The sequence below is a fragment of the Pseudomonas sp. GW821-FHT09E04 genome (assembly GCF_059416185.1).
In genome coordinates this window covers 85,058-96,160 of sequence record NZ_JBWKOR010000009.1, presented here as the reverse complement: position 1 = coordinate 96,160, position 11,103 = coordinate 85,058, and the positions used below count along the sequence as shown (strand labels likewise).

General features: G+C 59.0%; 11 protein-coding genes. 2 read left to right on the top strand and 9 right to left on the bottom strand.

Going from position 1 to position 11,103, the window contains the following annotated elements:
• Nucleotides 1-6: 6 nt before the first annotated feature.
• From AC07N4_RS27375 to galE, 3 genes are all read right to left on the bottom strand, one after another.
• Nucleotides 7-1,122 carry a polysaccharide export protein gene (locus AC07N4_RS27375; protein WP_141401799.1) on the bottom strand — a complete coding sequence of 372 codons (1,116 nt, stop codon included), beginning with the start codon at nucleotides 1,120-1,122 and terminating at the stop codon, nucleotides 7-9.
• 89 nt (nucleotides 1,123-1,211) lie between these two features.
• Complete coding sequence (locus AC07N4_RS27370; RefSeq protein WP_003226528.1) at nucleotides 1,212-1,448, bottom strand: hypothetical protein; 237 nt, start codon at nucleotides 1,446-1,448, stop codon at nucleotides 1,212-1,214.
• Between the two features lie 226 nt (nucleotides 1,449-1,674).
• A complete protein-coding gene (gene galE, locus AC07N4_RS27365; protein WP_493066516.1) occupies nucleotides 1,675-2,691 on the bottom strand; it encodes a UDP-glucose 4-epimerase GalE in 1,017 nt (338 codons plus the stop codon).
• A gap of 381 nt (nucleotides 2,692-3,072) precedes the next feature.
• Between galE and galU the strand changes: the two genes are divergently transcribed.
• Both galU and AC07N4_RS27355 read left to right on the top strand, forming a co-directional pair.
• Nucleotides 3,073-3,906 (top strand): UTP--glucose-1-phosphate uridylyltransferase GalU, encoded by an 834-nt coding sequence (galU, locus tag AC07N4_RS27360; RefSeq protein ID WP_085733509.1) that lies wholly within the window; start codon nucleotides 3,073-3,075, stop codon nucleotides 3,904-3,906.
• A gap of 31 nt (nucleotides 3,907-3,937) precedes the next feature.
• Entirely contained in the window at nucleotides 3,938-4,348 is a 411-nt protein-coding gene (locus tag AC07N4_RS27355; protein ID WP_493066515.1) for a mannose-1-phosphate guanylyltransferase, read from the top strand.
• Nucleotides 4,349-4,352: 4 nt separating this feature from the next.
• On the opposite strand, the gene AC07N4_RS27350 is transcribed toward AC07N4_RS27355, so the two are convergent.
• From AC07N4_RS27350 to AC07N4_RS27325, 6 genes are read right to left on the bottom strand one after another with little or no spacing between them, the layout of a single operon-like run.
• Entirely contained in the window at nucleotides 4,353-5,489 is a 1,137-nt protein-coding gene (locus tag AC07N4_RS27350) for an SGNH/GDSL hydrolase family protein (protein WP_493066514.1), read from the bottom strand.
• Nucleotides 5,489-6,541, bottom strand: coding sequence for an acyltransferase family protein (locus AC07N4_RS27345; RefSeq protein WP_493066513.1), 1,053 nt, complete (start codon nucleotides 6,539-6,541; stop codon nucleotides 5,489-5,491). The genes AC07N4_RS27350 and AC07N4_RS27345 overlap by 1 nt, the downstream gene beginning before the upstream one ends.
• Nucleotides 6,542-6,553: 12 nt before the next feature.
• Nucleotides 6,554-7,657: a hypothetical protein gene (locus AC07N4_RS27340; protein ID WP_096822062.1), complete on the bottom strand. Its 1,104-nt coding sequence runs from the start codon at nucleotides 7,655-7,657 to the stop codon at nucleotides 6,554-6,556.
• Nucleotides 7,648-8,880, bottom strand: a complete 1,233-nt coding sequence (locus AC07N4_RS27335) for an MATE family efflux transporter (RefSeq protein ID WP_493066512.1) — start codon at nucleotides 8,878-8,880, stop codon at nucleotides 7,648-7,650. Before AC07N4_RS27335 ends, AC07N4_RS27340 begins: the two co-directional genes overlap by 10 nt.
• Nucleotides 8,877-9,989: a polysaccharide pyruvyl transferase family protein gene (locus AC07N4_RS27330; RefSeq protein WP_096822064.1), complete on the bottom strand. Its 1,113-nt coding sequence runs from the start codon at nucleotides 9,987-9,989 to the stop codon at nucleotides 8,877-8,879. Before AC07N4_RS27330 ends, AC07N4_RS27335 begins: the two co-directional genes overlap by 4 nt.
• Nucleotides 9,990-10,003: 14 nt before the next feature.
• On the bottom strand, nucleotides 10,004-11,086 hold the full coding sequence (locus AC07N4_RS27325) for a glycosyltransferase (RefSeq protein ID WP_493066511.1): 1,083 nt from the start codon (nucleotides 11,084-11,086) through the stop codon (nucleotides 10,004-10,006).
• Nucleotides 11,087-11,103 lie beyond the last annotated feature (17 nt).

Genomic DNA, 11,103 nt, shown 5'->3' with positions numbered 1-11,103 from the left:
CGGGCCTTATTTGCTGTTGTTGGTGAATTCGCTCCAGTTCTTCGCAGCGGAAGCACCCGTTCCGACAATCGATGCCGATGGCACCAACTGGCTGATCAGACGGTTCCAGCGAGTCACGTTGGCAGGCCCTACATAAACGACGTCCTGCGGGCGCACTTCGAAGTGCGTGGCTAGGACCATGGCGGTGGGAGATTCGGCTTCCAGTTGATAAATTTTTGCCGGCTCGACATCGAGGTTTTCCACGCCGCGAATGACGTACACGGCGTTGCCGTTGGCGGTGGTCTGGCTCAGGCCACCGACCGAGCCGAGCACGTCGGACAGGTTCATCGTGGCAGTCTTGAAGCTCAGGGCGCGCGGCTGGTTGACCTCACCCATCACGTAGATGCGCTTGTTGTCGTTGTACGGCAGATACAGTTTGTCGCCACCCTGAAGGTAGACGTTCTGCAACTCGGAATCCTGCTGGTTGAGGTTATCCAGATTCAGCGGATAGACCCGTCCGTTGCGCGTCAGCAACAGCCCGGACAAGTCGGCATTGTTGGTGTCGATGCCCGCCGAACCGAGGGCTTCGACCACACTCAGCGGGTTGGTGGAAATCGCTTGCGGGCCGGCCTTGGCGACGGCGCCGGTGACCACGACCTTCTGACTGGCGAAGCGCAGCACGGCAACATCCACTTGCGGCTCGGCGATGAAGGCCGACAGCCGTTGTTCGATGTCGTCGCGCAGTTGCTGGATGGTCCGGCCGGCGGCCTGGACTTCCTTGATGTACGGGTAATACAACGTACCGTCGGAGCGCACCAGGCGACCGTTGGCGTCGATCTGCTGCTGCGCGCCCGACGGCGCGGTCAGCTCGGGATGATCCCAGACCGTGATGTACAGCACGTCGTTGTTGCCGATGCGGTATTCGGCAGGCGTCGCCAGCAATTCCGTAGGCACCGACTCACGCTTCTGCGTGGCCCGGTTCATGGAGATCAGCTTGGGCGTGATCGGAATCAACTCGACCCGGCTGCTTTCACTGGCGCCCTGGCGGGTGATGCCAAAGGTGCTCAAGTGTTGACCGGGGGAAAACATGCAACCTTGCAGAGCGAGACTTGCCAGCATTAAAAGAGAAAAACTACGAGTCATAATGGCACTACGCTATTCAAGGGCGAATCCAAAACAAAGTCACCCGACTTACGTCGGGCGACCTTGTACTGCACCAACAGTTACTTCAGTTAGTTGTGCGTGCCGGTTGTACCCGTGGTACCGGTGGTACCCGTTGTACCGCCGTTGGCACTTCCACCACTGTTGGACGCCGCTACGGCACTGGCGACCATTGCAGTACTGGCAGCAGGCGCTGTAGAAGCCGCGACACTGCCCGATACATTGGTCACCGCAGTAAGCGGCGCTTCAGCTGCGGATGCCCAGTTGCTCAACATCGTCAACAAGGCAATCGCCATCACTTTTTTCATATCAACTCCTTTCTAACATTGCACCGTTACATCGGGTGTTTCGTTAGAGGTGGTAGAGTTCAAGTCGCAAAAAGCGCGAACAAGATCCGCTGTTCTTTCACAGTCAGACTCAACTGATAAAGTCGAACGGCAGGTTATATCTACGGACTTGCAAAAGGCATTGCCAGCGTAATTTCCCGACGATATCTAACAACCTGACCGAAAATAACATTGAACTAAAAGGCCATCATTCCAGGTAACCCTTGGGATGATTCGACTGCCAGCGCCAAGTGTCGGTAACCATGTCCTGCAAGTTACGCGTGGCTTTCCAGCCCAGTTCTTTTTCCGCTTTGGAAGCGTCGGCCCAACTCTCGGCAATATCGCCCGAACGCCGTGGCATCACCCGAAATGGCACCGGCTTCCCGCACGCCTGTTCGAAGGCTCGCAGCACTTGCATCACGCTGTAACCATCGCCGGTGCCGAGGTTCCAGGTATGAATGCCGGTGCGCCCGTCGATGGCCTGCAAGGCCTTCAGGTGACCGTCCGCCAGATCGACGACATGGATGTAATCGCGCACGCCGGTACCGTCTGCCGTGGGGTAGTCGTCGCCGAAGATCGACAGCTCCTGCAGGCTGCCGACCGCGACCTGACTGATGTAAGGCAGCAGGTTATTGGGGATGCCGCTCGGGTCTTCACCCATGTGGCCGCTGTCGTGGGCGCCGATCGGGTTGAAGTAACGCAGCAGCGCGATACTCCAGCGCGGCTCGGCCAGGCTCAGGTCGCGCAGCACATTTTCGACAATCAGCTTGGATCGGCCGTAGGGATTGGTCGGGATGCCCGTAGGGAAATCCTCGCGGATCGGCATCTGCTCAGGCTCGCCGTACACCGTCGCCGAGGAGCTGAACACCAGCCGGAAAACCCCCGCCGCTGCCATCGCCTGGCACAGCGTGATGCTGCCGCTGACGTTGGTTTCGTAATACTCGAGCGGCTTGCGCACGCTCTCGCCGACCGCCTTGAGGCCGGCGAAATGCAGGACGGCGTCGATCGAATGCTGCTGGAATATCCGGTCCAGCAACGCCCGGTCGCACACATCGCCGCGGACCATCACTGCACTTTTGCCGCAAATGCCTTCCACTGCATGCAGTGCCGCATCGCTGCTGTTGCAAAGATTATCCAGAACAACAACTTCATAACCTGCTTCAAGCAATGCAAGTGTGGTGTGCGAGCCGATATACCCGGCGCCACCCGTTACCAGAATCTTCATAGCGCGGTCCATAGTGGGGAAAGTGCCAACTAGCGTGTCAAGCCCCATTTGTTTAATGTGTGTCTTGCTTCACACAAACAAGGCGACAACAATCCAAAACAAAAACAGTTCCATCGCTGGCCAAAAATATTCTTAAAGGCCAAACTGTATTGCCCGGTACTTATTAGCACTCTCGCACTTTCACCACTATCGACAGATACCGACTAAAAATAACTGTTATTTATCAAGCCGACATCTAATAACATTACCCCGCTTTACACTAAGCTAACATTGCCACTTACAACCTGACTCAGGTATTAAAGTACAGCTTCATCAACTTGCAACTTTTCTTTATTGCAATGTAACCGATGGCTGTATGCCATGAATGTCCAGGAAACTTCTATGATTCGTAAATGTTTGTTCCCCGCTGCCGGCTATGGCACGCGTTTCTTGCCGGCCACCAAAGCCATGCCCAAAGAGATGCTGCCGATCGTCAACAAGCCATTGATCGAATACGCCGTTGAAGAAGCACGGGACGCCGGCCTGCAGCACATGGCAATCGTCACCGGACGGGGCAAGCGCGCGCTGGAAGACCACTTCGACATCAGCTACGAACTCGAACACCAGATTCGCGGCACCGAGAAAGAGAAGTTTCTGGCCGGCACTCGCGAGTTGATCGACACCTGCACCTTCTCCTACACACGTCAGGTGGAAATGAAAGGCCTGGGTCACGCGATTCTCAGCGGCCGCCCGCTGATCGGTGACGAACCCTTCGCCGTGGTCCTGGCCGACGACCTGTGCCTGAACCTCGAAGGTGACGGCGTGCTCACGCAGATGATCCAGCTCTACAAGAAATTCCGCTGCTCGATCGTGGCCATCCAGGAAGTCCCGCGCGACCAGACTCACAAGTACGGCGTGATCGCCGGCGAGGCGATTTCCGACGGTATCTACCGGGTCAATCACATGGTGGAAAAACCCGCGCCACAGGACGCCCCCTCGAACCTGGCGATCATCGGCCGCTACATCCTGACGCCCGACATCTTCGACCTGATCGCCGACACCGAGCCGGGCAAGGGCGGCGAAATCCAGATCACCGACGCCCTGATGAAACAGGCGCAGAACGGTTGCGTGCTGGCCTACAAATTCAAGGGCCTGCGCTTTGACTGCGGCGACGCCGAGGGTTACCTGCAGGCGACCAACTTCTGCTACGAGAACGTCTACCTCAAGGGCCGTTAAACCGCCCCCGCGCACATCCGACGAGGCAACCATGAACATCGCACAACATTCGACAGACATTGAACGGGAGGTGGACAACCTCGGGGTGATGAGCTGGTTGTCTCGTCATCAGCCGTTGCCCAGCGCCAACGAATCCTGGCTCGGGACCATCCTGCTGGTGGAGCGGATCGGCATGTTTCCTTCATCCGGGGACATTCGCCGGCCGCTGCGCGATCCCTATCCCCTGCTCGCCCATCTGAAACGGATCTACGGTGAACAGGCGCTGGAGGTCGATGACCGCGACGGCCTGAAAGTGATTCTCAGCGACTGGCGATTCCGGGTGCGCATCTGCTGCAACGACCCGGCGATCATCATCACTGTGGAAACCCGTTGCGTGACGCAGTTGATGCCACAAAAGACCGCAGAGCTTCTGGGTCACGTGGACAACTTCGACAAGGGCTGAACCCTTATTCCGAGGCGGCGCCGCAGGAAGCCCCGTGGTTGCCGCCGACGATCATCCGATAGAAGTAATCGGCAATCACCTTCCCTCCCGTGGCCGGCACCGGATGTATCTTGTCCGGGCCGATCATCGCCGCCGCGTAACGTTTGACATCCGTACCGAACGCGCATTGCAGATTGGCGTAACCCAGATGCTGCTCACGAGCCCAGGGCTCCAGCACCTGCGCATACGCCGACATCGGATAGGCACTGGAACGCGTGGTGTCCTGACGCATGATCAGGTTGACGCTCGCTGACGGCTGAATCTCGTGGATCATCCCGACCAGCCCTTGAACGTTTTTCAGGTACTGCTCGGGTTTCACCCCGAAACCCTGATCGTTGCCACCGAGCATGATCAAGTAGATGTCTGCGGGGATCTTCGAGACCACCACTTTCCACTGCGCCTGCCACTGACCGTCGCCATGATAAAAGTCGGCAGAGGCCGCACCCGACGCCGCCAGTTTCGACACCCGCAAACCGGCCTGATCGTTGCTCATCCACAGACCGAACAGCGTTGGCGCGCCCTTCACCACTTCCAGCCTGAACGCCCAGTCCGTCGCGGCGGATGTACCTGACAACGGGACTTCCTGAACACCGGCACCGGTCAGTTTCAACGGCTGCCAGGATTGCGAGGGCGCCCAGCGATAGCGGATTTCATTGGGTTCGCCGTTGCCGAGATAGAGCAGTTTTGCCTGGGTGACGGCGGTGTTTATCGTTTCGCTCGGATGAGCATCGACTTGCAGCCATGCACCGGGCCTTCCGGTTACGGTGCGGCTGTCGGGGCTGGCCTGGCCGAGGCTCGACACCTGCCAGTCGCCACCGAAGTATTTCTCGCTGCTGCGGGTGTACTTGAAATGGCTGCCGCCCAGCGCCGCGCCATGGTTGAAACCGACATAACCGGGGCCGGCAAAACCGACCTCCCCGACCAGCCGCTGCACCAGTTTGTTCAGATAGAAATCCTGCCCGGCGCTGTAGCTGTCGCCGATCACCGAGACCGACAGAACCTTCCCGGCCTTGCCTTCGCGCCACTGGGCAAACCGCTGGCGAGCGTCGCCGACTTCGACCACCGATGCCGCGACCGGCGCGGCATCACCCACTGCAACCATCAAACACTTCCTTTAGCCGAGACTTGCGCCGGGGAGACGTTCCCCGCCGGTTTTTTCGCCGCCGCACGCTCGCCCAGAAACAGCACCGAAGTGAAGTTGAACCGACTGAAGATCGTCGACAGCAACACCGGCCCGAGCAAGCCGCAAGCCACGCCGCAGAACACCAGAACGCTTTCGTCCTTGATGCCCAGGCGTCCGAGCACCGAACGCGATGTCGCGGCGAACAGCACATGAAACAGGAAAATCGCGTAAGAGTAACCACCGAGCCAGGTCAGCGCCTTCGAGCGCATGTCACTCGACAGCAACGCAAAGCAAGACACGCAACCCACCGTCAGGCCGATCAGGCTGCGACGATCGATGATCAGCTCGCGATCCAGCGCCGCGATGTACAACAGCGTCAGGGAAATCAGCACGAACACCAACGGGCCGAGCACTTTGAATCGCTGCTTCAGCGCGCTGACGTTCTCCTGGCCAATCATCCCGGCCACAAAGAACGGCAACAGATAAGTCGCACCATTGATGCCGAACGCATCGAACTTGAACGGCGGCAGCAGAAACACGGCGGCGGAGAATGCGAACAGCAGGTACAAACGCGTCGCCGAACGCAGCAAGCCACGCCATTCCAGCAGGCCGACAAACATGAAGATGATGAACACCGCCTGCAAGAACCAGAAGTGGTTGATCGGCACAAAGAACGACAACAACGCATCGATCACGCCGACGTCCTTGTTCACGCCCGGCCCCACCGCCTGCAGCACGGAAAACGGCACACCCACGCAAAACAGCGGCACGATCAGCCGCCGCACCTTGCCGCTGAAGAACGCCGAAAAGTCATTGCCGCGAATCTTGTAGATGGAATAGATGTAACCCGAGATAAAGGTGAACAGCGGCATACGCACGTACACCATCGAATCGGCGATCACCCGGAACGGCGAGCCGATGTCGATCTTCAAACCGCCGCCCAACGGGCCGATCACGTGATAGAGCACCAGCAACAGGCACGCGAGGCCGCGCAGGGTTTCGATCTCCAGCGACTTTTTCTTGCTCGACATAAAACACCCGCCTCAATTCAGAATTCTTGACTCGACCTGCACCGGTTTGTTCGCCCGCAACATCAACCCCAGGCCCACGAACAGCACCGGCACCACCATCGAAAAGTGCCGGGCGAACGAGCCGAAGTCCGGTTCGAACAGACCTTGAACCAACAGAAACGCCAAGGGAATCGCGATCAGTTCCTTGGGTTTGGTCTGGATCGGCGCGCCTTTGTAATCGGTCGAGGTGATGACTTTGAACAGCAGCAGCGCGGTCATGATCATCAACGCCACGAAGATCACCTGACCCGGCCCGGACAGCAGGATCAGCTCCACGGGGAACGACAACCGGAAGAAGATGATCATCGAATCCAGGGCCTGCGAAACGAAGTCGCTACCGCTGAGCCACGAAACGATCAGCGACTTGGAACCCTCCTCGCCCGCCGTGCGCAGTTCGTTGTTGCTGGCACGAATCGACGACACCGGAAAGCCCAGCGCCAACTGAATCGCCATGGCCACCGCCAGATAGAACAGGAACAGCATCAGGAAGAAGGTCATGCGCGACACGTACTTCTTCATCATGCAGACGCCCACCCAGGACAGCGAAAACAGAATCCAGTAGGGCCGGATCAGCACGCCGTAGATCACCGCCGACAGGAAAAATCCGCCGCGGTATTTGCGCGTCAGCGAGCTGAACAGAATGCTCAGCACCGCCACCGACACGATGATTTCCTTGGTCAGGTTTTCCAGGAAAAACGAGCGGACGATGCCCCACAGGCATAGCGTGCCGAAGATCGCCAGCGGCATGCGCCGGAACACCACCACGGGAATCGCCGTGAGGAAGAAATTGCAGAACATCCCGTAGGCCCAGGCATTGGTCAGGTTGATCCCGGTTGGCCGCAACAGGAACGCCGAACACTCGTAGGACGAGCGATCCGGCGAGAACGGGTTCCAGAAATTGCAGTTGTCGGCCCGGGCATAGGACGACCACAAAGTCATCGCATCCGGGCCCGGATCGCGGGGGATCAGCAACGGCATGGCCACCGACAGAAACAGGCCGGTGAACAGGATCAGGAACGACAGCGACGAGTCGAGTTTCCTGCCGCGAAACTCGATGCACGGCAGTTTCAGGCCCATGACACGACAGCCTTTTTCGCGCGCGTGGCACGGGTCAGCAGCGCAATCACGCCGAGCTGCACGATGATCCCGAAGACGTTGCCCCAGGCCGCGCCGTAGATCGAATAGTGCTTGATCAGCAGGTAGCTGACAGGCACCGAAATCAGCAGGCAAATGGCCGAACTGGCGAGGGATACCCGGCTGTTTTTCGACGCGATCAAGCCACCCCAGACGATGTCGCCAATGGCGCGCAGGGCGAAGGAAAAGATCAGTACGCCGAGGATCCCGTTGTCCGGACGCGGCACCGCCGTTGCGACGTAATCGAGCACGATGTTGAAGAACAGGTAAATCAACACCGCCACCCCGGCCGACACCACCAGCGAACGCATCACCCACTTGTTCACGAACAACTGGGTGACCGTGAACGGTTGTTGATCCGCCTGATAACGCTTGGCGAGCACCGGAATGCCAACCACCGCCACCACCGCGTAGGACAGCGCCTGCAAGGTATTGGCCGCTGACCACGCGTACACGTATTTACCGAGGCTGGCGTAGGGTTCGAGGTCGATGATCAGAAAGCGCTCGGCATACTGACTCAACGCGATCAGACCGGTGCCCAGGTAAAACGGCAACCCGGCTTTCCAAACGGTCGCTGTCGCCAGCGTCCCCTCTTCGCGCCCGCGATGAACGTTCACCACAATCAGGTAACCGGCGACGATCACCAGCACGTTGGCGATGACCCACAGCCACAACACGCTGGCGATCCCGGACACCCAGCCGAGCATCATCCCGCCCACGGCCAGCAGCGCCCAAAGACCAGTCTTGATGAAGAACAGCAACGCGCCCGCCGTGGCTTTCTGCGCGGAAAACACGAACGAGTTGATCTCGAACGACAGGTGCTCGGTCAGCAGCACCAGCGTCACACAGGCGATCAATGCCGTCGTCGCCTCAACTTGCTGGAACAGTGAATAAATCAGCACTGTCACCACCGACAACAGCAACCCCACGGCCAGGTACAGCAGCAGAACCTTGTCGACGACCCGCTTCGAGCTGCCGCCGACGCTGATCAGCCGATTGATCTCGGAGCTGAAACCGACGCTGTAGAACTTCGACGCGATCAACGACGCCGCGACCACCACCCCGTAGAAACCCAGCGCCTCGTAACCGAGGTAATGAGTGATGGCGAGCACCAGCAAGAACTTCGCGCCCAGTGCTCCGCCGCGCAGCAACAAGCGGAATATCATCGAATGACGCCCTTGATGATGTCGTCCATGGCCACGGTTTTCGCCTCGATTTCACGGCAGGTGTCGGTCAGGCGTTTGCCGAAGTTCGACAGCGCGTTCGGCGCAAAAACCGTGTCGATGATGGTGTCGACATTGATGTCGCCGCCGTTGATCACCCAGTCCTCGACGCCCATGTCCTGATAGGCGCCGAAGCCTTTGCGCTCATAGCTGATGTGGTACGCCGGCACCCCGGACAGCAGCGATTCGATCGCCCCGTGCAGACGCACGGAAATCACCAGGTCCGGTTGGTATTTGGCCAGCGTCGCCTTCAATGGCAGCAGGTCTTCGGTAATACCCAGTTCGCGATAGAACGCACCGTCGTCGTTGCCCCGCACAGCGCTCTGCACCGCGCAGACCACTTTGCTTTTGTTCTTCAAACGCTGCAGCAACACTTTCAGATTGGCCACGTAGGCGAGCTTCTTTTCCTTGCTCCACGCTGGCGGTTTGCGCAGCACCACGCACACCGTGGCTGGCGTCGAGGCGCAGCGGGTGAACTTGGGTTGCTGAAGGATTTTGCCGGCCAGGGCCTGCACCGCCAGGTCCGGTGCGCGGTAGACATTTTCGCAGGCATCGAACAACGCCGAGGAGCGGTTATCGCGCACGAACACTGCGTCGGCACTGGCGTAGTGCCCGACGATCTTGTCGCTCTCGCCATGGAACGGCCCAATGCTTTGCGGCAGGTACACCGACGGCACTTTGCTGAGGATCGCCGTTTCCAGTTGCTTGGCGTGGCCCAGTTTCAGCTTGATGTGTTCGAAGGCGCTTTTGGAACGCATGTAGCCGCCACCGACGCCGACGATCAGATCGGTTTTCTTCAACAGATCCGCGAGCCCGGCGTAGGACTGATTGAGGAAGACTGCCTGTTTGACCCGACCCAGGCCCTTGGCTGCCATGACCGGCGCGTCGAAACGCGGGTGCGGCAGGTATTTGAAAGAGTCCGGATCGGAGGCCACGACACTGATCGCGGTGTCCTCGCCAAAGTTGCGCTGCACCAGCGCGATGGCCAGATCGACCAGCAGACCATCGCCGGAATTGGAGGCACTGTAGCCATGCAAAATCGTTACGTTCATGAGCGGATTTCTACTTAATAAGAGGGAGCGGAATACACGTCGTAGGTCTGGCGGATCATCAACGCGGCGCTGAAGCGCTCGCGGACGATGCGTCGACCTTCGAGACCAAGGACCGACAACGCGGGTTTCTGGATCAGCTTCAGGCGATCGGCCAACGCGTGGTGGTCACCGGTGGGGAACACGTAGCCGGATACCCCGTGAGTGACCAGTTCCGGCAGCGAGGTGCAGTCGCTGGCGATCACCGGCAGGCCCAGCGCCATGCCTTCCAGCGGCACCATGGCAAAGCCTTCCCAACGACTCGGGACGATCAGCGCATCGGCCTGCTGATACAGCGCGTTGACTTCGGCCGGCGTGACCCACGGCAGGTATTGAACGCCGTCCATTGGTGGGCACTCGACTGTTGCCTCGTTGACCGCACTGCCGACCACCGTCAGTTTCAGATCGTTGCGCCCGGCCTTGGCATAGGCCTTGAGCAGCACGTCGAAACCTTTCTGATAGTCGAGCCGACCGACGAAGAGCAGATGAATCGGCTGCGGATCCTCGGCTTTGCGCTCGTCATCCTTTGGGTGGATGCCGTTGTAGATCAGTCGCATGCGCTTGCGCTCGATGCCGAACGCTGCGGCTTTGTCCATCTCGTACTGACTGACGCAGATGATCGTGTCCGTGACCTTCTGCAGCACCCGCTCGATCCACGCATAGACTTTCTGCTTGATCGGCGAGCTTTCCATCAGGAACGAAAAGGCATGCGGGCAATAGACGATTTTCGGTTTGCGCCACGGCCGCAAAAGCACGCACACGCAACGGCCGATCACCCCGGAAAACGTGCTGTGCAGGTGCACGACATCGGGCTTTTCCTTGAGCATCACTTGCATCAGGCGCCAGGCAAAACGCAGCAGCGAAGGCACATTGCGCCCGGTTCGATCGAAAGTACGGATCTGCTGTGGCGCGATGCCGTGCAGCTCCTTTTCCTGATCCTGCGGCACCAGATACACCAGCTCGTAGTTGGCGCGATCCTCTTCCGGGGACGCGGAAATCGTGCGGATCACCGTCGCGACGCCACCTTTTATCGTTTCAGCCACGTGCAGTATTTTTTTCACAACCCACCCACTTTCTT

Coding starts and splice junctions, on each gene's coding strand:
- AC07N4_RS27330 (WP_096822064.1), bottom strand. CDS start 9,989: ATGAACGTAACGATTTTGCATGGCTACAGTGCCTCCAATTCCGGCGAT.
- AC07N4_RS27340 (WP_096822062.1), bottom strand. CDS start 7,657: ATGGGCCTGAAACTGCCGTGCATCGAGTTTCGCGGCAGGAAACTCGAC.
- AC07N4_RS27345 (WP_493066513.1), bottom strand. CDS start 6,541: ATGTCGAGCAAGAAAAAGTCGCTGGAGATCGAAACCCTGCGCGGCCTC.
- AC07N4_RS27350 (WP_493066514.1), bottom strand. CDS start 5,489: ATGGTTGCAGTGGGTGATGCCGCGCCGGTCGCGGCATCGGTGGTCGAA.
- AC07N4_RS27355 (WP_493066515.1), top strand. CDS start 3,938: ATGAACATCGCACAACATTCGACAGACATTGAACGGGAGGTGGACAAC.
- galU (WP_085733509.1), top strand. CDS start 3,073: ATGATTCGTAAATGTTTGTTCCCCGCTGCCGGCTATGGCACGCGTTTC.
- AC07N4_RS27335 (WP_493066512.1), bottom strand. CDS start 8,880: ATGATATTCCGCTTGTTGCTGCGCGGCGGAGCACTGGGCGCGAAGTTC.
- galE (WP_493066516.1), bottom strand. CDS start 2,691: ATGAAGATTCTGGTAACGGGTGGCGCCGGGTATATCGGCTCGCACACC.
- AC07N4_RS27375 (WP_141401799.1), bottom strand. CDS start 1,122: ATGACTCGTAGTTTTTCTCTTTTAATGCTGGCAAGTCTCGCTCTGCAA.
- AC07N4_RS27370 (WP_003226528.1), bottom strand. CDS start 1,448: ATGAAAAAAGTGATGGCGATTGCCTTGTTGACGATGTTGAGCAACTGG.